The sequence below is a fragment of the Bacillus sp. PK3-067 genome (assembly GCF_056738645.1).
In genome coordinates this window covers 3,873,188-3,895,392 of the sequence record NZ_CP096490.1, presented here as the reverse complement: position 1 = coordinate 3,895,392, position 22,205 = coordinate 3,873,188, and the positions used below count along the sequence as shown (strand labels likewise).

Genomic DNA, 22,205 nt, shown 5'->3' with positions numbered 1-22,205 from the left:
TGCATTAAGGAGGAAAATCTGTGTCAATTCAAAAAATTGATGGAAAACGTTTATCACAAATGATCATGCAAGGAGCGAATAATTTAACAAATAATGTTCAGCTTGTTGATGCATTAAACGTATTTCCAGTTCCAGATGGCGATACCGGTACAAACATGAACTTATCTATGACTTCAGGTGCGCGTGAAGTGAAAGCAAATCCTTCACAGCATGCTGGTAAAGTCGGCGTAAGTTTAGCCAAAGGATTATTAATGGGAGCTCGTGGTAACTCTGGAGTTATTTTATCTCAGTTGTTCCGTGGTTTCTCTAAATCCATTGAACAAAAAGAAGAATTAACAACAGTTGATTTTGCTGCAGCACTAGAAGCTGGAGTAGAGGCGGCTTATAAAGCGGTTATGAAACCGATTGAAGGAACGATTTTAACGGTTGCAAGAGAAACGGGTAAATATGCAGTAACAGTTGCGAAAAAACAGCGCGACTTTGTTTTGTTTATGGAAGACGTTGTGAAAGAAGCAAACGCATCGTTAAATCGTACGCCAGATTTATTACCTGTATTAAAACAAGTTGGCGTTGTAGATAGCGGTGGTAAAGGTCTTGTAGTGGTATACGAAGGGTTTTTAGCTGACTTAAAAGGAGAAACGATTTCTTCTGATGCACCGACGCAACCATCTATGAATGAAATGGTACGCGCAGAACATCACCGTAGTGTACAAAGCCAATTGAGTACAGAAGATATTAAGTATGGATATTGTACGGAGTTCATGGTGAAATTAGAGGCTGAAAAGGTGAAAGAGCATAATTTCTCTGAACAAAAATTCCGTGAAGATATTAGTGTATATGGTGATTCTCTACTAGTTGTGTCTGATGATGAAATTGTAAAAGTTCATATCCATGCAGAACATCCTGGAGACGCTATGAACTACGGGCAAAAATACGGTAGTTTAATTAAGATTAAAGTAGAAAATATGCGTGAACAGCATACTGCTTTGTTAGATGAACCTACTATGGTTCCTGAGCAACCAGCTCAATCGAAAGAAAAACAACCATATGGTATCGTAACTGTAGCTATGGGTTCTGGTATTAAAACTTTATTTGAGAGCATTGGCGCAACGAAAGTTATCGAAGGTGGTCAAACGATGAATCCAAGTACGGAGGATATCGTGAAGGCAATTGAAGAAGCAAATGCTGAAAAAATCATTATTTTACCGAATAACGGAAATATTGTAATGGCAGCAGAACAAGCGGCATCAGTTGTAGATCAAGAAGTTATTGTTGTTCGTTCGAAAACAGTTCCTCAAGGTATGGCAGCAATGTTAGCATTTAACCCAGTTGGAACGTTAGAAGAGAATGAAGAAAACATGCAAGAAGCTTTATCTCATGTGAAAACAGGTCAAATTACGTATGCTGTACGTGATACGGAAATTGATGGTGTAGCAATTCAAAAAGATGATTTCATGTGTATTGCAGATGGGAAAATTGTATCTACAAATGCTGAAAAAGTAGGAGCTGCGAAGCAATTACTAGAAGCGCTTATTGATGAAGATTCTGAAATCGTAACGATTCTACAAGGGGAAGATGCAACTGATGAAGAAGTAGCGGAGTTAGTTGAATTTGTAGAAGAGAAATTTGAAGATGCAGAAGTAGAAGTACATGCTGGAAACCAACCAGTGTATTCTTTCATCTTCTCTGTAGAATAAGATAAGATTCGTTTTGAAAATAAATGGATTACTTACTTGCTAATGGATAAGAAGTAGTAATATGAAGTTTATTACTAGTTTTTATTCAAAAGGCTAGCATATTGAAGAGAGAAAAGAGCCTTGCTGCTAATAGTGAGGCTCTTTTTTACTTGTTTTATATAAGGGATTTGAGTAGTTTCTCTTAGAATGCCTATGATAGAATATATAAGGTGAAAGAGAGCGATTACAGATGCTAATTGGTACTCAAATAAAATGCAATAAAGAAAATAATGTGACGGGGTGTGAGAATCTTGAATGATGTTGTACAAGTTCCTGTTACGGATGTAAAGGGGATCGGAGGAGAAACATCTGAGTTACTACATGAGATGGGTATTTATACAGTTTCTCATCTATTAGAACATTTTCCGTACCGTTATGAAGATTATGCGATGAAAGATCTTGCTGAAGTAAAGCATGATGAACGTGTAACGGTTGAAGGGAAGGTTCATAGTGCTCCTTTGCTGCAATATTATGGTAAGAAGAAATCGCGTTTAACAGTTCGTGTTCTCGTCGGTCGTTATTTAATTACGGCGGTATGTTTTAATAGGCCTTACTATAAGCAAAAATTAAAGTTAGATGAAACGATAACGATTACTGGTAAATGGGATCAACATCGTCAAACAATTGCTGTATCAGAACTTCATTTTGGACCGGTTGTACGTCAACAAGAAGTGGAACCTGTTTATTCAGTAAAGGGGAAACTTACAGTAAAACAGATGCGTCGTTTTATTGCTCAAGCGTTAAAGGAATATGGAGATTCTATAGTCGAAGTGTTACCGGATGGTTTGTTAGGGCGATATAAATTATTACCAAGATATGAAGCGCTCAGGGCATTGCATTTTCCGGTAGGACAGGAAGATTTGAAGCAAGCGCGTCGCCGTTTTGTATATGAAGAATTTTTCTTATTTCAGCTGAAAATGCAAACGCTCCGGAAAATGGAGAGGGAAAATTCAAAAGGGACGAAGAAAGAGATTCCGTCAGCAGAATTACAAGAATTTATCGATGCACTGCCGTTTCCGTTAACGGGTGCGCAGCGCCGAGTTGTAGATGAAATTTTGAAAGATATGACATCTCCTTATCGGATGAACCGACTATTGCAAGGTGACGTTGGTTCTGGGAAAACAGTTGTTGCTGCGATTGGTCTTTATGCATCGAAATTAGCTCATTATCAAGGTGCTTTAATGGTTCCTACAGAAATTTTAGCTGAGCAACATTATCAGTCGCTTGCTGAAACGTTTTCGCATTTTGGTATGAAGGTGGAACTGTTAACAAGTTCTGTTAAAGGGGCGAGACGTCGAGAAATTTTAGCGAAGTTAGAACAAGGAGAAATAGATATTCTTGTTGGAACGCATGCCTTAATTCAAGATGAAGTTATATTTCATAGGTTGGGTCTCGTTATTACAGATGAACAGCATCGATTTGGTGTAGCGCAGCGCCGAGTTTTACGGGAGAAAGGTGAAAGTCCAGATGTATTATTTATGACAGCGACACCAATTCCGCGTACGCTTGCAATTACTGCATTTGGAGAGATGGATGTTTCGATAATCGATGAGATGCCAGCAGGTAGAAAGGTGATTGAAACATACTGGGCAAAACATGATATGTTAGATCGCGTTCTCGGCTTCGTTGAAAAGGAGATAAAAAAAGGAAGACAGGCATACGTTATTTGTCCTCTAATTGAAGAATCTGAGAAACTTGATGTGCAAAATGCTATCGACTTACATAGTATGCTGACGCATCATTACCAAGGGAAATGCCAAGTTGGATTGATGCATGGGAGATTATCGTCTCAGGAAAAAGAAGAGATAATGGGACAGTTTAGTGAAAATAAAGTACAAATTCTTGTATCGACAACAGTTGTTGAAGTAGGTGTGAACGTACCGAATGCGACTGTAATGGTTATTTATGATGCAGAACGTTTCGGTTTATCGCAGCTTCATCAGCTTAGAGGGCGTGTCGGCCGTGGTAGTGAACAATCATATTGTTTATTAATAGCAGACCCTAAATCAGAAACAGGGAAAGAAAGAATGCGCATAATGACTGAAACAAATGATGGATTTGTATTGTCAGAAAAAGATTTAGAATTACGAGGTCCTGGAGATTTCTTTGGGAGTAAGCAAAGTGGCTTACCAGAATTTAAGGTTGCTGACATGGTACATGATTATCGAGCGTTAGAAACGGCAAGGCAAGATGCGGCGATACTAGTAGATTCAGAAGCGTTTTGGCACAATGATCAGTATGCTGCCTTGCGTACGTATCTTGATGGGACAGGTGTGTTCCAAGGAGAGAAGCTCGATTAAAGGGAGTCAACAAAAGTTTTTGTTGCATTCTACTTTTAATGATTATATACTACTGTTAGTACCTAGTCATAAAAATGGATGGTGCGGTATGAAAAAAAGAAGAAGTAAAAAAGAAAGACAAGAGTTATTACAACAAACAATCGAATCAAATCCTTTTATTACGGATGAAGATTTAGCGGAAAAATTTCAAGTGAGTATACAAACGGTACGACTTGATCGTATGGAATTGTCTATTCCTGAATTAAGAGAGAGAATTAAACATGTAGCTACAAAGCAACATGAAGAAGATGTGAAATCTTTACCGTTAGAAGAGGTTGTTGGAGAAATTATTGATATTGAATTAGATAGACATGCAATCTCTATCTTTGAAGTAAAGATAGAACATGTATTTAAAAGAAATCAAATCGCTCGTGGGCATCATCTGTTTGCGCAAGCAAACTCACTAGCTGTTGCGGTTATTGATGAAGAATTAGCTTTAACTGCAAAGTCTACCATTCGATACATTCGCCCTGTAAAATTAGGAGAGCGTGTTGTTGCAAAAGCGCGCGTTGAAGATGTAGAGAATGATAAAGGACGGACGGTTGTCAAAGTGCGTAGCTTCGTTGGAGAAGAACTTGTTTTTACAGGCACTTTTGAAATGTATCGATCTAGTAATTATAGTGAGGAAGGTAACAACTTATGAAAATCGCAATAGATGCAATGGGCGGAGATCACGCTCCAAAGGCTGTAGTATTAGGGGCAATGAAAGCTATTAAGGAATATTCTGATTTACATATTACGTTAGTAGGGAAAGAAGAGGAAATTCGTCAATACTTAACGAGTGATGAACGAATTACTATTCTTCATACAGACGAAAAAATAGAATCAACGGAGGAACCAGTAAGAGCGGTTCGTCGAAAAAAACAAGCTTCAATGGTGCTTGCGGCACAACAAGTAAAGGATGGAGAAGCAGACGCTTGTATATCCGCAGGTAGTACAGGAGCTTTAATGGCAGCTGGATTATTTGTAGTCGGTCGTATGGAAGGAATTGAGAGACCAGCTTTATCGCCTACAATGCCAACTGTAGATGGAAAAGGTTTTGTTATGTTAGATGTTGGAGCAAATGTTGATGCAAAACCAATTCATTTATATCAATATGCAGTAATGGGATCTGTTTATGCTGAGAAGGTAAGAGGAATTGAAAATCCTCGCGTTGGACTATTGAACGTTGGAACAGAGGATGGAAAAGGAAACGAGCTTTCAAAGCAAGTATTTGCAATGCTTAAAGATGCGCCAATTAATTTCGTGGGGAACGTTGAATCAAGAGATTTATTGCAAGGTGTAGCAGATGTTGTTGTATGTGATGGTTTTACAGGGAATGTAGCGTTGAAATCATTAGAGGGAACAGCACTTGCGCTATTCTCTATGTTGAAAGAACAGTTAATGAGTTCATTTACGAGCAAATTAGCAGCGGCGGTATTAAAGCCAAAACTTATGGTATTAAAAGATAAAATGGATTATTCGGAGTATGGAGGAGCTGCATTATTTGGATTGAAAGCACCTGTCATTAAGGCTCACGGTTCTTCTAATGATCAGTCGATATTTAGTGCGATTCGTCAAACGAGAGAAATGGTAGCGAAAGAAGTAATTCCTACGATTTCAAGCGTAATGGAGAAAGAGTCACTCCAATAAGAGGAGGATTTGAAATGGGAAAAATAGCATTTCTTTTTCCGGGCCAAGGTTCACAGGCAGTTGGAATGGGTAAACAATTAGCAGAGAATAATAAAGAGGTTGCAAAAGTGTTTGCAAAAGCAGATGAGGTGTTGGAAGATTCACTTTCAGAAGTGATTTTTGAAGGACCGCAGGAAAAGCTTACATTAACAACAAATGCGCAGCCTGCATTATTAACAACGAGTTTTGCTATTTTGACAGCTTTGAAAGAGTATGACATTACACCTGACTTTGTCGCTGGTCATAGTTTAGGTGAATATAGTGCTCTTGTAGCAGCTGGTGCATTAACTTTTGAAGATGCTGTATATGCTGTAAGGAAACGTGGCGAATATATGGAAGAAGCTGTTCCGGGCGGGGAAGGCGCAATGGCAGCTATATTAGGTGCTGACCCACATATGCTGAAACAAGTTACAGAAGAAGTAACAAGTGAAGGATATGCAGTGCAAATCGCTAATATGAATAGTACGAAGCAAATTGTGATTTCTGGAACGAAGCAAGGCGTAGAGGTTGCTTCTCAAAGAGCGAAAGAAAATGGTGCAAAGAGAGCGATTCCACTAAAAGTAAGTGGGCCATTCCATTCTTCACTTATGAAGCCGGCAGCTGAGAAGTTCCAAAGTGTTTTAAATGAAATTACAATTCATGACACGAATATTCCTGTTATTGCAAATGTTACGGCGGAAGTTATTACACGTGGTGCAGACATTCAAGAAAAGTTAATCGAACAGCTTTATTCGCCTGTATTATGGTACCCGTCTATTGAATATATGGTGAACCAGGGAGTAGATACATTTATTGAAATTGGACCTGGAAAAGTACTTGCTGGACTTATGAAGTCAATTGATTCATCAGTAAAAGCATATGCGATATACGATGAAGAGACATTAAAAGATACCATTTCAAATTTGAGAGGAGAAAACTGATGTTAAAAGGGAAGGTAGCATTAGTAACTGGCGCTTCACGTGGAATTGGTCGCGCGATTGCGATTGATTTAGCGAAACAAGGGGCAAATGTAGTAGTAAATTATGCTGGTAATGAACAAAAAGCAAATGAAGTAGTAGATGAAATTAAAAAATTAGGTTCTGATGCAATTGCGGTAAGAGCAGATGTTGCAAATGCTGATGATGTTACAAATATGGTGAAACAAACAGTAGATACATTTGGACAAGTTGATATTCTTGTAAATAATGCTGGTGTAACTAAAGATAATTTATTAATGCGTATGAAAGAAGAAGAATGGGATACAGTTATTAATACAAACTTAAAAGGTGTATTCTTATGTACAAAAGCAGTATCTCGTTATATGATGCGTCAACGTCACGGTAGAATTATAAACATCGCTTCGGTTGTTGGTGTTATAGGAAACCCAGGACAAGCTAACTATGTTGCTGCTAAAGCGGGTGTTATTGGATTAACAAAAACATCTGCAAAAGAGTTAGCAAGTCGAAATATTACAGTGAATGCAATTGCGCCGGGCTTTATTGCGACTGATATGACGGATGTACTAGATGAGAATATTAAAGCCGAAATGTTAAAAGTTATTCCAGCTGCTCAATTTGGTGAAGCGAAAGATATCGCGAATGCTGTAACGTTTTTTGCTTCTGATCAAAGCAAATATGTTACAGGTCAAACGTTAAATGTTGATGGCGGTATGGTAATGTAATAAAAGAATCGATTTCACCTAGTTTTTTTGGTCAATATTTAATATAATATTTGAGGGGAGGTGAATGGAATGGCAGATGTTTTAGAGCGCGTAACAAAAATCATCGTTGATCGTTTAGGAGTAGAAGAGACTGAGGTAGTACCAGCTGCAAGCTTCAAGGAAGATTTAGGAGCAGACTCCCTAGATGTAGTAGAACTTGTAATGCAATTAGAAGATGAATTCGAAATGGAAATTTCTGATGAAGATGCTGAAAAGATTGCTACTGTTGGCGATGCTGTGACTTACATAGAGAGTCATCTATAATGCTTAAGTGAAGTCCCGTTTTTTAGCGGGGCTTTCTGGCTTATATCTGGAGGGACCTATGCCGTACCGAAAATATAGAGAAAAAAAATACGAAACAAAATATCGTGAAGCATTTAAAGTGTTTCAAGAAAAGATAGGTATTACGTTTACAGATGAAAAATTATTGATTCAAGCATTTACGCATTCATCGTATGTGAATGAGCATCGAAAAAAACCGCATGAAGATAATGAGCGTCTTGAATTTCTTGGAGATGCAGTATTGGAACTGACTGTATCGCAGTATCTGTTTCAAAAATATCCGACAATGAGCGAAGGAGAGTTAACAAAACTACGTGCAGCTATTGTATGTGAGCCATCTCTTGTTCGTTTTGCGAACGAATTGTCATTTGGTAGCCTTGTTTTATTAGGAAAAGGTGAAGAAATGACAGGTGGACGTGAACGACCAGCTTTATTAGCGGATGTCTTTGAAGCGTTTATTGGTGCCCTTTATCTTGATCAAGGGCTAGAAACAGTTTGGGAATTCTTAAAAGAAATTGTATATCCGAAAATTAATGAGGGTGCTTTTTCTCATGTGATGGATTATAAGAGTCAGTTGCAAGAATTGATTCAGCGTGATGGCAGTGGCAATGTTGAGTATCAAATTTTGCAAGAAAAAGGACCAGCTCACAATCGAGAATTTGTGTCACGTGTTACGTTAAATAACGTAGCTTTAGGTCTTGGTAGTGGTAAGTCGAAAAAAGAAGCAGAGCAACAAGCTGCTGCAGAAGCATTGAAAAAATTAAAAGAACAACTATAAGGAATCCCCCTTTGAATGAGGGGGATTCCTTGTGCATAGAATGAAACTTTCTTTTTGTTTATAATGAAAAAGAAGGTAAATCCGTATAATACTTGTTTTTGTATAGAGAACATTTATAACGACGGAGAATAGGAGGAAGGCCTTTCGTGTTTTTAAAAAGATTAGAAATAGCAGGGTTTAAGTCTTTTGCTGAGCGTGTATCTGTTGATTTTGTCCCAGGTGTAACTTCTGTAGTAGGACCTAATGGAAGCGGGAAAAGTAATATTACTGATGCAATTCGCTGGGTACTTGGTGAACAATCTGCAAAATCATTACGTGGTGCAAAGATGGAGGATATTATTTTTGCAGGCAGTGATACGAGGAGAGCGGTTAATGTTGCTGAAGTAACAATAACTTTAAATAATGAAGATCAACGTTTACCAATTGAATACAATGAGGTGTGTGTAACACGTCGTGTATCTCGTTCAGGTGATAGTGATTTTTATATTAATAAACAATCATGTAGATTGAAAGATATTATCGATTTATTTATGGACTCTGGTATGGGAAGAGAAGCTTTTTCAATTATTAGCCAGGGGAAAGTGGAAGAGATTTTAAGTAGTAAGTCAGAAGAGCGTCGAGGTGTATTTGAAGAAGCGGCAGGCGTACTAAAATACAAACTTCGCAAAAAGAAAGCTGAAGGGAAATTAGCAGAAACACAAGAAAACTTAAATCGTGTACAAGATATAATTCATGAATTAAGTAGTCAAGTAGAACCTTTAGAAAGACAAGCTTCTATTGCGAAAGATTATCTTGAGAATAAAGAAGAATTAGAGAAAGTAGAAGCTGCGCTTATTGTCCATGAAATTGAAGAATTGCACGAGAAATGGGAAGCGCTTCGAAATCAGTTTGGGCATAATAAAAACGAAGAAGCTAAAATGTCAACGAATTTACAAAAAAGTGAAGAAGAGCTTGAGGAATTACGAGGACAATTACAAGCGGTAGATGAGTCTGTAGACTCGTTGCAAGAAGTACTTCTTCTTTCTAGTAAAGAGCTAGAAAAACTTGAAGGGCAGCGCGAGTTGTTAAAAGAGAGAAAGCAAAATGCTACGACGCATTGTGCGCAACTTGAGCAGTTAATTGTTGAATTAACAGAGAAAGCTAAAAGTTACGATGGTGAGATTGAGTCAAGTACAGAAGCTTTAATGCAATTTGTGAATGAAGTAAAAGAGTTGGAGCAAAAATTGCATGATAATGAGCAACTGCTTGCTACTTTTGCTGACAATTTAGAGGAACAGATTGAGAATTTAAAAGGTGACTATATTGAGCTTTTAAATCAACAAGCTAGTCATCGTAATGAATTATCTATGATTGAAGAACAATCTAAACAGCAAACGTCTAAAAACGAGCGTCTAGATGAAGAGAATGCGAAATATGTAGAAATGCGTATGGAAATTACAGCGAAAAAGACGAAACTTGTAGAAAGTTACGAACAAGCGAAAGAAAAAGTAGCTGGCATACTCTCAAACATACAGAAGACAGAGGCGGCGCTTGGGAAATGTAAGACGCAGTATAGTGAAAATGAAACAAAACTGTATCAAGCATATCAATTTGTGCAACAGGCACGTTCTCGAAAAGAAATGCTTGAAGAGATGCAAGAAGATTATTCTGGATTCTATCAAGGTGTACGTGAAGTATTGAAAGCTAGAGAAAATAGGTTGCAAGGTATCGAGGGTGCTGTTGCGGAACTGTTAACGGTACCGAAAGAATACGAAGTTGCAATGGAAATTGCTCTAGGTGCAGCGATGCAGCATATTGTTGTACAAACAGAGGAGCATGCTCGTAATGCGATAGCATTTTTAAAGCAAAATAAACATGGACGTGCAACGTTTTTACCGCAAGCTGTTATTAAAAGCAGGTCTTTATCATTTGAGCAATTACGCATTGCAAATCAACACCCATCGTTTGTAGGTGTGGCGGCAGAACTTGTGCAGTACAACAATAAATATGAAAATGTAGTTTCAAATTTATTAGGTACGGTTATTGTTGCGAAAGATTTACGCGGAGCAAATGAGTTGGCGAAACAACTGCAATACCGTTATCGCATTGTAACAATCGAAGGTGATGTAGTGAATCCTGGCGGTTCTATGACTGGTGGGGCGGTAAAGCAAGCGAAATCTTCTTTATTAGGACGCCAACGTGAACTGGAAGAGTGGACTCGCAAGTTAACTGATATGGAAGAAAAAACAATGAAGTTAGAAAACTTTGTTAAAGCAGTAAAACAAGAGATTCAAGAAAAAGAAGTGAAAATACGCGAACTAAGGCAAACTGTAGAAGTAGATCGTGTAGATGAGCAGAAATTAAGAGAAGAGATTAATCGTCTAGAATTAGAAGAACATCGTATTAATGATCGATTGTCTATTTATGATTTAGAGATTGAAGGGTTTTTACAAGATCGAGTAAAAATGCAAGGGCGTAAAGAGGAGTTAGAAGGGATTTTAACGAATCTTCAAGCTGATATCACTAAGTTAGATAGTAAAATTGTAGCTTTAACAAAACAAAAAAGTGAGCAACATTCTTCGAAAGAAAAAGTTCAAAAAGAAATGACGGAGTTAAAAGTGCTGGTAGCTGAAAAGCAACAACGCTTATTTAATCAAAAAGAAAAAGTTGAACGATTGACGAAGGAAAAAGAAGAAACGGATGCGACACTTGTAAAAACGAAAGAGGATTTAGCGTTCTTAAAACAAGAAATGACATCTAATTCAAGTGGTGAAGAGCAAATTACGAATATGATTGAGAAGAAAGCATATGATCGTAATCAAACTTCAGAATTAATTCGCTCTCGTCGTGAACAACGTGTATCGTTGCAAGAGAGGGTAGAACAATTAGAGCGCAATTTGAAAGAAACGACAGGTAAACATAAATATATTCTTGAAATGTTGAAAGATCAAGAAGTGAGAATAAATCGACTTGATGTAGAGTTGGAAAATAGATTACAACATTTACGTGAAACATATACGATTTCATTTGAAGCGGCAAAACTAAAATATACAATGACAATGCCTGCAGAAGATGCGCGTAAGAAAGTAAAATTAATCAAATTATCTATAGAAGAGTTAGGTACAGTGAACCTAGGGGCAATTGATGAATATGAACGTGTAGCGGAGCGTCATACATTCTTACTAGAACAGAGAGACGACCTAGAAGAAGCGAAAGCGACATTGCACCAGCTTATTACCGAAATGGATGAAGAAATGAAAAAACGCTTTTCTACTACGTTTGAAGGCATTAGAATGGAGTTTCAATCGGTATTCTCTGAATTATTTGGAGGCGGTAGAGCGGATTTAGTAATGACTAATCCAGAGGATTTACTAAATACGGGTATTGATATTGTAGCACAACCGCCAGGGAAGAAACTGCAGAACTTAGGTTTACTTTCAGGTGGAGAGCGTGCTTTAACAGCAATTGCGCTTTTATTTGGTATTTTAAAAGTACGCCCAGTACCATTCTGTGTACTAGATGAGGTAGAGGCAGCCCTTGATGAGGCGAATGTAGCTCGTTTTGCACAGTATTTAAAGAAATTCAGTAATGAGACGCAGTTTATTGTAATTACACATAGAAAAGGTACAATGGAAGAGTCTGATGTGTTGTACGGTGTAACAATGCAAGAATCAGGGGTATCTAAACTTGTTTCGGTTCGTTTAGACGCCGGAGAAGAACTTATTGCAAGTGAATAGGAAGGATGGGAAAGTATGAGTTTTTTTAAAAAACTAAAAGAAAAAATTTCAAAACAAACGGATACAGTTACAGAGAAATTTAAACAAGGATTAGAAAAAACGAGAAATTCATTTGCGGATAAAGTGAATGATTTAGTTTATCGTTACCGTAAAGTGGACGAAGATTTTTTCGAAGAGTTAGAAGAAATCTTAATCGGTGCAGACGTTGGCGTTGCGACGGTAATGGAATTAATTGACCAATTGAAAGAAGAAGTACAACGTCGTAACATTCAAGATCCAAAAGAAGTACAAGCTGTTATTTCAGAAAAACTAGTAGGAATTTACAAAGGCGACAGCGATTTTAGTAACGAAATTAATATGCAAGAGGACCAATTAACGGTTGTTTTATTTGTTGGTGTTAATGGTGTAGGAAAAACGACGACAATTGGTAAACTGGCGCATAAGTTTAAATCAGAAGGTAAGTCAGTCCTATTAGCGGCAGGAGACACATTCCGTGCTGGAGCGATTGAACAATTAGAAGTATGGGGCGATCGCGTTGGTGTAGAAGTGATTAAACAAGGATCTGGATCTGATCCAGCGGCGGTTATGTATGACGCTGTACAAGCTGCGAAAGCACGTAAGGTAGATGTATTACTATGTGACACAGCAGGACGCTTGCAAAATAAAGTAAATTTAATGAAAGAATTAGAGAAGGTGAAGCGTGTAATTGAGCGTGAAGTACCAGGTGCTCCTCATGAAGTATTACTTGTTATTGATGCAACAACAGGACAAAACGGTTTAAGCCAAGCGAAAACATTCCGTGAAGCAACGAATGTAACTGGTATTGTTTTAACGAAGTTAGATGGAACTGCTAAAGGTGGTATTGTATTAGCGATTCGTAACGAAATGGATGTACCAGTGAAGTTTGTTGGATTAGGAGAGCAAATGGATGACTTGCAACAGTTTGATCCAGAACAATATGTGTATGGTTTATTTGCGAACTTAGTAGAAACAGAAGAAGTATAAGTGAAAGGAGCGGTATTTCCGCTTCTTTTTCTATAAAAAATATATGATGTTAAGAAAAAAACTTGACACTCTTTTGGACTACATGTAAACTAATTCATGTAAAGGGAAATCACTTAACAAAGGATGATCCAACATGCTCGAAAAAACAACGAGAATGAACTATTTATTTGATTTTTATCAATCGTTGTTAACGCAAAAACAAAGAAGTTATATGTCGCTTTATTATCTAGATGATTTATCTCTTGGTGAAATTGCGGAAGAATTTGATGTAAGTCGCCAAGCCGTGTATGATAACATTAAACGGACTGAAGCGATGCTTGAAGAATATGAAGAAAAATTAGTATTACTTCAAAAGTTTCAAGAGCGACAGCGACTTGTTGCAAAGCTAAAACAGCTAATCAGCGAAGAAGAGCATGTAAATGAAGAAATGAAACAAGTTGTTGAAGCTATCGAAAAATTAGATTAGGAGGGCGGCAATATGGCATTTGAAGGATTAGCCGACCGACTTCAACAGACAATGCAAAAAATCCGCGGCAAAGGAAAAGTTTCTGAAGCCGATGTGAAAGAAATGATGAGAGAAGTTCGTCTAGCTCTTTTAGAAGCAGATGTTAACTTTAAAGTAGTAAAAGATTTTGTGAAGCGTGTGTCTGAACGTGCTGTCGGACAAGATGTAATGAAAAGTTTGACACCTGGACAACAAGTAATTAAAGTTGTACAGGAAGAACTTACAGAACTTATGGGCGGAGAGCAAAGCAAAATTGCTGTTGCTAATAAGCCACCGACTGTTATTATGATGGTTGGTCTGCAAGGTGCGGGTAAAACAACGACGACAGGTAAGCTTGCGAATTTGCTTCGTAAAAAGCATAACCGTAAACCGATGCTTGTTGCAGCGGATATTTACCGTCCAGCAGCGATTAAACAGCTTGAAACATTAGGGAAGCAATTGGACATGCCTGTATTCTCTTTAGGAGATCAAGTAAGTCCTGTTGAAATTGCGAAACAAGCGATTGCAAAAGCAAAAGAAGATCATCACGATTATGTTTTAATCGATACAGCGGGTCGCCTGCATATTGATGAAGAACTAATGGATGAATTAGCGAAAGTTAAAGAAGTTGCGAAACCGGATGAAATTTTCCTTGTTGTCGATGCGATGACGGGACAAGACGCGGTAAATGTTGCGCAAAGTTTCCATGAACAGTTAGGTTTAACAGGTGTTGTATTAACGAAATTAGATGGTGATACGCGCGGTGGTGCTGCATTATCTATTAAGGCTGTAACAAACACGCCGATTAAATTTGCTGGTATGGGTGAAAAACTAGATGCAATTGAAGCGTTCCATCCAGAGCGTATGGCATCCCGTATTTTAGGGATGGGCGATGTCTTAACATTGATTGAAAAAGCGCAAGCTACAGTTGATGAAGAGAAAGCGAAAGAACTTGAGCAAAAAATGCGTACGCTTTCGTTTACGCTTGACGATTTCCTAGAACAACTTGGACAAGTGCGTCAACTTGGGCCGCTTGATGAATTGTTAGGAATGCTTCCTGGTGCAAATAAAATTAAAGGGCTGAAAAATGCACAAGTTGATGAAAAACAAATTGGGCATATTGAGGCAATTATTCGTTCTATGACTAAATTAGAACGAGAACAACCGGAAATAATCAATGCTAGTCGCAAAAAGCGCATTGCCAAAGGTAGCGGTACAACTGTACAAGAAATCAATCGTCTAATTAAACAATTCGATGACATGAAAAAAATGATGAAGACGATGACGGGAATGCAAAAAGGTAAGAAAAAAGGACTAGGTGGATTGAAGTTTCCATTCATGTAAGGAAAAAAAGATGGCTCTGTTAAGAAAAAATACTTTACAAAGCAATAGTCTTTTTGCTAATATAATTATCTGTGTGAAATAAATTCGGAGGTGCTTTATAAATGGCAGTTAAAATTCGTTTAAAACGTATGGGAGCTAAAAAAACTCCTTTCTATCGTGTAGTTGTTGCAGATTCTCGTTCTCCTCGTGACGGACGTTTCATTGAGGAAATCGGAACTTACAATCCAGTTGCTCAACCAGCTGAAGTTAAGATCAACGAAGAAGCAGCATTAAAATGGTTAGGAAATGGTGCTAAACCATCTGATACAGTTCGTAACTTATTCTCTAACCAAGGTATCATGGAGAAATTCCACTTATCTAAACAAGGTAAGTAATTGAGGCAATGACTATGAAGAAGTTAGTCGAGACGATTGTCAAGCCTCTTGTCGATTATCCTGAAGATGTAAAAGTTACACAGGAACTTTGCAACGGAGAGATAAAGTATCGATTAACTGTACATCCTGAGGATGTTGGAAAAGTCATTGGAAAGCAAGGGAGAGTTGCGAAAGCGATTCGAATGCTCTTGTATTCAGTGGGACATCATAATGATGAAAAAGTAACACTGGAAATTCAATAAACGTAAAAAAGGGCGAGGAGTTATTCCTCTCCCTTTTTTAACATTTAAATAGAGAGTGCATGTTCCATCTGTGAAATGGAGATGCTTAATTTATATAGAAACCAGGGGTGACATACTATTTATGACAAAATGGTTTAACGTAGGGAAAATTGTAAATACTCATGGCGTAAGAGGAGAAATCCGTGTTATTTCTCGTACTGATTTTCCAGAAGAGCGATATAAAGTAGGAAACACGTTATACATATCGAATGAGAAAGGCACAGACTACCTTCCGGTGAAGGTAACTTCTCATCGCCAACATAAGACATTCGATTTATTAACATTTGAAGGATATAACAATGTAGATGAAGTAGAGAAGTTTAAAGGTTCTTTAATAAAAGTACCAGAAGAGCAGTTAGGTGAACTTGCTGAAGGTGAATACTACTATCATGAAATTATTGGTTGCAGTGTTGTAACGGAAGAAGGAGAAGCGCTAGGGACAATCAAAGAGATTCTATCTCCTGGTGCAAATGATGTTTGGGTAATTAAACGCCCGAAGGGTCAAGATCTCTTAATTCCTTATATCGATGACGTTGTACTTCAAGTTAATATTGAAAATAAATTAGTAACCATTCATGTAATGGAAGGGCTGCTATAATGAAAATTGATATTTTAACGTTGTTCCCAGACATGTTTACCGGTGTATTTGGATCTTCTATATTAAAGAAGGCACAAGAAAAAGAAGCGGTAAACCTTCGTGTTGTTAACTTTCGTGATTATACAACAAGTAAGCATAATAGTGTAGACGATTATCCTTACGGCGGAGGAGCTGGTATGGTGCTTACTCCTCAGCCTATTTTTGATGCTGTAGAAGATTTGACGAAAGAGACAGAGCGTAAGCCTAGAGTTGTCTTAATGTGTCCGCAGGGCGAAAGATTTACGCAGAAGAAAGCGGAAGAGCTTGCAGGGGAAGAACATTTGATCTTCGTATGTGGGCATTATGAAGGGTATGACGAACGAATTCGTGAGCATCTCGTAACGGATGAGATTTCTATTGGTGACTATGTATTAACGGGCGGAGAATTAGCCTCTATGGTTATTACTGATAGTGTTGTACGTCTCTTGCCAGGTGTGCTAGGAAATCATGCTTCACAAGTAGAGGATTCGTTTAGTACAGGTTTATTAGAGCATCCTCATTATACACGTCCGGCTGATTTTCGTGGTATGAAGGTACCGGATGTATTAATGTCAGGGAATCATAAAAACATTGATGAATGGCGACATAAGGAATCTTTGCGTCGAACGTATACGCGTAGACCGGATTTGTTAGATGAGAGAGAGTTATCTAAACAAGAGAAAAAATGGCTTGAGGAAATAAAGCGAGAGCAGTAATAACTTCATATATTTGCTATTGCAACAGGCCTAGTAATATGCTATTATAACATTTGTGCTACTGAAATCAGTAGCCGTATTAACGATGTTCCGCTGTAATTTATTAAGACTTTATAAGAGCATCTGTTTAAAGGAGAGAATTTAATATGCAACAATTAATCGCAGAAATTACAAAAGGCCAATTAAAAACTGACCTTCCTTCATTCCGTCCTGGTGACACTTTACGTGTACACGTAAAAGTTGTTGAGGGAACTCGTGAAAGAATTCAGCTTTTCGAAGGTGTTGTAATTAAACGTCGTGGTGGCGGAATCAGTGAAACATTCACAGTTCGTAAGATTTCTTACGGTGTAGGTGTTGAGCGTACATTCCCAGTTCACACGCCAAGAATCGCGAAAATCGAAGTACTTCGCCGTGGTAAAGTACGTCGTGCTAAGTTATACTACTTACGTAACCTTCGCGGTAAAAAAGCACGTATTAAAGAAATTCGATAAGACATGTATGGGAGCTTGTAAATGCACAAGCTCCCTTTTTCCAATCTATATGAAATTTTGGTATAATACGAGCAGTTTACATAACCGTGGAGGGGAAATGCATGAAAAAAGAGAAGAGTTCACTTTGGGAATGGATTAAGGCAATTTTGATTGCTGTTGTATTAGCTGGTGTTATTAGACAGTTTTTCTTTGCGCCAATTCTCGTAGACGGGGTATCGATGGCACCTACTTTACATGATCGTGATCGAATGATTGTGAATAAAATTGGTTATCACATTGGAGATCCAAAACGCTTTGATATTATCGTATTTCGAGCAACAGAAGATAAAGATTACATTAAGCGCATTATAGGCCTGCCAGGCGATGAAATAGAGTATCGTAATGATAAACTGTATGTTAACGGAAAGGCTTATGAGGAGCCGTATTTAGACAAGCAGAAAAAGCAAATTGCTGACGGACCGCTTACATATGATTTTAATCTTGAAGAAATGACAGGCAAGAAAACCGTTCCAAAAGATCAATTATTTGTTTTAGGTGATAATCGTCGTTTTAGTAAAGATAGCCGTTCAATCGGTACGATTTCAATGGATCAAGTAATTGGTAAAGCTAATATGTTATATTGGCCGTTAGAAGACGCACGTATTGTGAAATAAATGAAAAAGAAGGTGGCAACATGGTAATTCAATGGTTTCCAGGGCATATGGCGAAGGCTAGACGCCAAGTAACGGAGAAATTAAAATTAATTGATGTTGTAATTGAACTTGTAGATGCTCGATTACCATTATCATCTCGAAACCCAATGATTGATGAAATCATTACACATAAGCCAAGGCTTGTTGTTTTAAATAAAGCGGATATGGCGGATGATCGTTTAACAAAACAATGGATCGCATATTTTAAAGAAAAAGGCCATATGGCAATTTCGATTAACGCGCAAGCTGGACAAGGTATGAAGGAAATTGCAGCAGCTTGTAAAGTGCTTGTTAAAGAAAAATTTGATAAAATGGTTGCAAAAGGTATTAGACCGAGAGCGATTCGTGCATTAATTGTAGGTATACCAAATGTTGGTAAATCTACATTGATTAATAAATTGGCAAAGAAAAATATTGCTAAAACAGGAGATCGTCCAGGTGTGACAACAGCTCAACAATGGATTAAAGTTGGGAAGGAAATGGAATTGTTAGATACACCAGGTATTCTGTGGCCTAAATTTGAAGATCAATTAGTGGGTCTTCGTTTAGCGACAACGGGTGCAATTAAAGATTCAATTTTAAATTTACAAGATGTAGCTGTTTACGCATTACGTTTTATGGAGAAACATTATCCAGAACGCTTGAAAGAACGCTATAATTTAAATGAGATTCCAGAAGATATTGTGGAATTATTCGATGCAATTGGAAAAAATAGAGGCTGCTTAATGGGCGGCGGAATGATTGATTATGATAAGACATCTGAGCTTGTGCTTCGTGAGCTTCGTGGTGGCAAACTTGGAAAAATGACGTTTGAAACACCGGAAGAGTTTGGAGAGCAAGTGGAAGATGTGGAAAAAATAGAAGAAGTATAAGACGTGCGTTTGTGCGTCTTTTCTTTTTGGATATGTTTAAAAAGGAGCTTGTATAAATGCAAACTATGACGATAAAAGAAGCGGAAAATGTATTGAAAGAAATTATGAATGAAGAAGATGATCGCTTTCAACTGTTAATGAAAGATGATCGAAAAGGTGTTCAAAAGCTCGTTTTGAAGTGGTATAAACAAAAAGAGTTAGAACAGAAAGAAAAAGAGAAGTTTTTTGAAATGTCCAAGTATGAAAATGCTTTGCGTGAAAAAGGGGTCACATATATCGCGGGTATTGATGAAGTAGGGCGCGGGCCATTGGCTGGGCCTGTTGTGACGGCAGCTGTCGTTCTTCCTGAGGATTTTTATATTCCAGGGTTAAATGACTCGAAAAAGTTGAGTGAAGCGAAACGTGAGCGTTTTTATGATGAAATAAAAGTACAAGCAATTGCAATTGGAGTAGGAATTGTATCACCGCAAGTTATTGATGACATTAATATTTACCAAGCAACGAAACAAGCGATGTTAGATGCAGTTGCAAATTTATCTTGTACACCTCAACATTTATTAATTGATGCGATGAAGCTTCCTACACCAATTCCGCAAACATCAATTATTAAAGGTGATGCGAAAAGTGTTTCGATTTCAGCAGCATCCATTATAGCAAAAGTAACGAGAGATCGTATGATGAAAGAACTGGGAGAGAAGTATCCTGAATATGGATTTGAGCAACATATGGGATATGGCACAAAGCAACATTTAGAGGCAATTGAAGTGCATGGAGTACTAGATGAACACCGCAAGTCATTCGCACCAATTAAAGATATGATTCAAAAATAAGCTGTAAATATACAGCTTATTTTTTTATTTTGGCATATAAACATTACTATTTTCGAAAAAGAATAAAGCGATTTCAGTTTTCTGACACTTTATTGTAGACAGCGTGCCAATCATCTTATACAATGGCAATGTAATGTTTTTTAAACATTAAAAAACTTTTCGAGTAAAACAGGAAAACAGGGGAGGATGGGACCATGAATATCCATGAGTACCAAGGTAAGGCAGTCCTTAGAAGCTATGGGGTTAGCGTTCCGAACGGGAAGGTTGCGTTTACAGTAGAAGAAGCTGTAGAAGCAGCGAAAGAATTAGGAACAGATGTATGTGTAGTGAAAGCACAAATTCACGCTGGTGGACGCGGCAAAGCTGGCGGAGTAAAAGTTGCGAAAAATTTAGATGAAGTTCGTACATATGCAGAAAGCATTTTAGGAACTACACTTGTGACACATCAAACAGGTCCTGAAGGTAAGGAAGTAAAACGCTTACTTATCGAAGAAGGTTGCGATATTAAAAAAGAATATTATGTAGGTCTAGTTTTAGATCGTGCAACTTCTCAAGTTGTTTTAATGGCGTCTGAAGAAGGCGGAACAGAAATTGAAGAAGTAGCAGAAAAAACACCTGAAAAAATCTTTAAAGAATATATTGATCCAGCAGTAGGCTTGCAAGGTTTCCAAGCGCGCCGAATTGCATTTAACATCAATATTCCAAAAGAGCTTGTAGGACAAGCTGTGAAGTTTATGATGGGCTTATATCGTGCGTTTATCGAAAAAGATTGCTCTATCGCTGAGATTAACCCACTTGTTACAACAGGCGAAGGTAAAGTTATGGCATTAGATGCAAAATTAAACTTTGATTCTAATGCGTTATATCGCCATAAAGACATTTTAGAGCTTCGTGATCTTGATGAAGAGGATTCAAAAGAAATTGAAGCTTCAAAATACGACTTAAACTACATTCCTTTAGATGGAAATATCGGTTGTATGGTTAATGGTGCAGGTTTAGCGATGGCTACAATGGATATCATTAAACATTACCACGGTGACCCAGCTAACTTCTTAGATGTTGGTGGCGGTGCAACTGCAGAAAAAGTTACAGAAGCATTCAAAATTATCCTTTCTGACAAAAATGTAAAAGGTATCTTCGTTAACATTTTTGGTGGCATTATGAAGTGTGATGTTATTGCAGAAGGTGTTATTGAAGCAACGAAACAAGTAGGTCTTGAGTTACCTTTAGTTGTACGTCTTGAAGGCACAAACGTAGAACTAGGTAAGAAAATTTTAAATGAGTCTGGCTTAAATATTGTTGCAGCAGAATCTATGGCAGACGGTGCACAAAAAATTGTTTCACTAGTGGGCTAATAGAAAGCGGGGGAGAAAAATGAGCGTATTAGTTAATAAAGATACAAAAGTTATTGTTCAAGGTATTACAGGTTCTCAAGGTTTATTCCATACAAAACAAATGATTGAATACGGTACGAAAATTGTCGGTGGTGTAACACCAGGTAAGGGCGGCACTGATATTGAAGGTGTACCAGTATTTGATACAGTAGAAGATGCAGTGAAAGCAACAGGCGCAAACGCTTCAGTTGTATACGTTCCACCCGCTTTTGCGGCAGATGCAATTATGGAAGCTGTTGATGCAGAAATTGATTTAGTAGTATGTATTACTGAAGGGATTCCTGTATTAGATATGGTAAACGTAAAGAGATATATGGCGGGTAAACATACACGTTTACTTGGACCAAACTGCCCAGGTGTAATCACACCAGATGAATGTAAGATTGGTATTATGCCAGGATATATTCATAAAAAAGGTCATGTTGGTATCGTATCTCGCTCTGGTACATTAACTTATGAAGCTGTACATCAGTTAACACAAGAAGGTATTGGCCAATCTACTGCTGTAGGTATCGGCGGAGACCCTGTTAACGGTACAGACTTTATTGATGCGTTAAAAGCATTTAATGAAGATGAAGAAACACATGCTGTAATTATGATTGGTGAAATCGGCGGTACAGCAGAAGAAGAGGCAGCTGAATGGGTAAAAGCTAATATGACAAAACCTGTCGTAGGCTTCATTGGTGGTCAAACAGCGCCTGCTGGCAAACGTATGGGCCATGCTGGTGCAATCATTTCTGGCGGTAAAGGAACTGCTGCTGAAAAGATTAAAACAATGGAAGCTTGTGGCATTAAAGTAGCTGAAACTCCAGCAGTTATGGGAGAAACGCTAATCTCTGTTTTAAAAGAAAAAGGTTTATTTGAGACTTGTAAAAACTATTAATC

Annotated in this window: 22 protein-coding genes; all 22 read left to right on the top strand. The window is 37.8% G+C overall.

Annotated features, from left to right (window positions below):
• Positions 1 to 20 precede the first annotated feature (20 nt).
• The 22 genes from M1D73_RS19885 to sucD all read left to right on the top strand — a co-directional run bounded on the left by M1D73_RS19885 (position 21) and on the right by sucD (position 22,203).
• Positions 21 to 1,697, top strand: a complete 1,677-nt coding sequence (locus M1D73_RS19885; protein WP_000027129.1) for a DAK2 domain-containing protein — start codon at positions 21 to 23, stop codon at positions 1,695 to 1,697.
• A 290-nt stretch (positions 1,698 to 1,987) separates the two neighbouring features.
• Positions 1,988 to 4,036 (top strand): ATP-dependent DNA helicase RecG, encoded by a 2,049-nt coding sequence (gene recG / locus M1D73_RS19880; protein WP_001000816.1) that lies wholly within the window; start codon positions 1,988 to 1,990, stop codon positions 4,034 to 4,036.
• An 88-nt stretch (positions 4,037 to 4,124) separates the two neighbouring features.
• Positions 4,125 to 4,718, top strand: a complete 594-nt coding sequence (gene fapR, locus M1D73_RS19875; protein WP_000747348.1) for a transcription factor FapR — start codon at positions 4,125 to 4,127, stop codon at positions 4,716 to 4,718.
• The gene (plsX, locus tag M1D73_RS19870) at positions 4,715 to 5,707 is read left to right on the top strand and encodes a phosphate acyltransferase PlsX (RefSeq protein ID WP_000684100.1); all 993 of its coding nucleotides are present in this window, start codon (positions 4,715 to 4,717) and stop codon (positions 5,705 to 5,707) included. The genes fapR and plsX overlap by 4 nt, the downstream gene beginning before the upstream one ends.
• A gap of 14 nt (positions 5,708 to 5,721) precedes the next feature.
• Positions 5,722 to 6,666 carry an ACP S-malonyltransferase gene (gene fabD / locus M1D73_RS19865; protein ID WP_000515899.1) on the top strand — a complete coding sequence of 315 codons (945 nt, stop codon included), beginning with the start codon at positions 5,722 to 5,724 and terminating at the stop codon, positions 6,664 to 6,666.
• Complete coding sequence (gene fabG, locus M1D73_RS19860) at positions 6,666 to 7,406, top strand: 3-oxoacyl-[acyl-carrier-protein] reductase (RefSeq protein WP_000911773.1); 741 nt, start codon at positions 6,666 to 6,668, stop codon at positions 7,404 to 7,406. Before fabD ends, fabG begins: the two co-directional genes overlap by 1 nt.
• Before the next feature lie 69 nt (positions 7,407 to 7,475).
• Positions 7,476 to 7,709, top strand: coding sequence for an acyl carrier protein (gene acpP / locus M1D73_RS19855; protein WP_000786062.1), 234 nt, complete (start codon positions 7,476 to 7,478; stop codon positions 7,707 to 7,709).
• Between the two features lie 58 nt (positions 7,710 to 7,767).
• Entirely contained in the window at positions 7,768 to 8,505 is a 738-nt protein-coding gene (gene rncS / locus M1D73_RS19850) for a ribonuclease III (RefSeq protein ID WP_001146875.1), read from the top strand.
• Positions 8,506 to 8,651: 146 nt separating this feature from the next.
• Positions 8,652 to 12,221 carry a chromosome segregation protein SMC gene (smc, locus tag M1D73_RS19845; RefSeq protein WP_121868057.1) on the top strand — a complete coding sequence of 1,190 codons (3,570 nt, stop codon included), beginning with the start codon at positions 8,652 to 8,654 and terminating at the stop codon, positions 12,219 to 12,221.
• A gap of 15 nt (positions 12,222 to 12,236) precedes the next feature.
• Positions 12,237 to 13,226: a signal recognition particle-docking protein FtsY gene (gene ftsY, locus M1D73_RS19840; RefSeq protein WP_000007655.1), complete on the top strand. Its 990-nt coding sequence runs from the start codon at positions 12,237 to 12,239 to the stop codon at positions 13,224 to 13,226.
• A 133-nt stretch (positions 13,227 to 13,359) separates the two neighbouring features.
• Positions 13,360 to 13,692 (top strand): putative DNA-binding protein, encoded by a 333-nt coding sequence (locus M1D73_RS19835; protein ID WP_000891062.1) that lies wholly within the window; start codon positions 13,360 to 13,362, stop codon positions 13,690 to 13,692.
• 12 nt (positions 13,693 to 13,704) lie between these two features.
• Positions 13,705 to 15,054 carry a signal recognition particle protein gene (gene ffh, locus M1D73_RS19830; RefSeq protein ID WP_000863460.1) on the top strand — a complete coding sequence of 450 codons (1,350 nt, stop codon included), beginning with the start codon at positions 13,705 to 13,707 and terminating at the stop codon, positions 15,052 to 15,054.
• A 101-nt stretch (positions 15,055 to 15,155) separates the two neighbouring features.
• Positions 15,156 to 15,428 carry a 30S ribosomal protein S16 gene (gene rpsP, locus M1D73_RS19825; RefSeq protein WP_000268750.1) on the top strand — a complete coding sequence of 91 codons (273 nt, stop codon included), beginning with the start codon at positions 15,156 to 15,158 and terminating at the stop codon, positions 15,426 to 15,428.
• Positions 15,429 to 15,442: 14 nt separating this feature from the next.
• Positions 15,443 to 15,670: a KH domain-containing protein gene (locus M1D73_RS19820; RefSeq protein WP_000737401.1), complete on the top strand. Its 228-nt coding sequence runs from the start codon at positions 15,443 to 15,445 to the stop codon at positions 15,668 to 15,670.
• Between the two features lie 121 nt (positions 15,671 to 15,791).
• The gene (gene rimM, locus M1D73_RS19815; RefSeq protein WP_000170278.1) at positions 15,792 to 16,307 is read left to right on the top strand and encodes a ribosome maturation factor RimM; all 516 of its coding nucleotides are present in this window, start codon (positions 15,792 to 15,794) and stop codon (positions 16,305 to 16,307) included.
• Complete coding sequence (gene trmD, locus M1D73_RS19810; protein ID WP_000686903.1) at positions 16,307 to 17,041, top strand: tRNA (guanosine(37)-N1)-methyltransferase TrmD; 735 nt, start codon at positions 16,307 to 16,309, stop codon at positions 17,039 to 17,041. The genes rimM and trmD overlap by 1 nt, the downstream gene beginning before the upstream one ends.
• A gap of 146 nt (positions 17,042 to 17,187) precedes the next feature.
• The gene (gene rplS, locus M1D73_RS19805; RefSeq protein ID WP_001186516.1) at positions 17,188 to 17,532 is read left to right on the top strand and encodes a 50S ribosomal protein L19; all 345 of its coding nucleotides are present in this window, start codon (positions 17,188 to 17,190) and stop codon (positions 17,530 to 17,532) included.
• A gap of 101 nt (positions 17,533 to 17,633) precedes the next feature.
• Positions 17,634 to 18,185 carry a signal peptidase I gene (gene lepB, locus M1D73_RS19800; protein ID WP_000711853.1) on the top strand — a complete coding sequence of 184 codons (552 nt, stop codon included), beginning with the start codon at positions 17,634 to 17,636 and terminating at the stop codon, positions 18,183 to 18,185.
• A gap of 20 nt (positions 18,186 to 18,205) precedes the next feature.
• Positions 18,206 to 19,096, top strand: coding sequence for a ribosome biogenesis GTPase YlqF (gene ylqF, locus M1D73_RS19795; protein ID WP_000236704.1), 891 nt, complete (start codon positions 18,206 to 18,208; stop codon positions 19,094 to 19,096).
• 56 nt (positions 19,097 to 19,152) lie between these two features.
• Entirely contained in the window at positions 19,153 to 19,926 is a 774-nt protein-coding gene (locus M1D73_RS19790) for a ribonuclease HII (RefSeq protein ID WP_001194265.1), read from the top strand.
• Between the two features lie 194 nt (positions 19,927 to 20,120).
• Entirely contained in the window at positions 20,121 to 21,281 is a 1,161-nt protein-coding gene (gene sucC / locus M1D73_RS19785; protein WP_001020791.1) for an ADP-forming succinate--CoA ligase subunit beta, read from the top strand.
• Positions 21,282 to 21,300: 19 nt separating this feature from the next.
• Positions 21,301 to 22,203 carry a succinate--CoA ligase subunit alpha gene (gene sucD, locus M1D73_RS19780; protein ID WP_000115178.1) on the top strand — a complete coding sequence of 301 codons (903 nt, stop codon included), beginning with the start codon at positions 21,301 to 21,303 and terminating at the stop codon, positions 22,201 to 22,203.
• Positions 22,204 to 22,205: the final 2 nt, after the last annotated feature.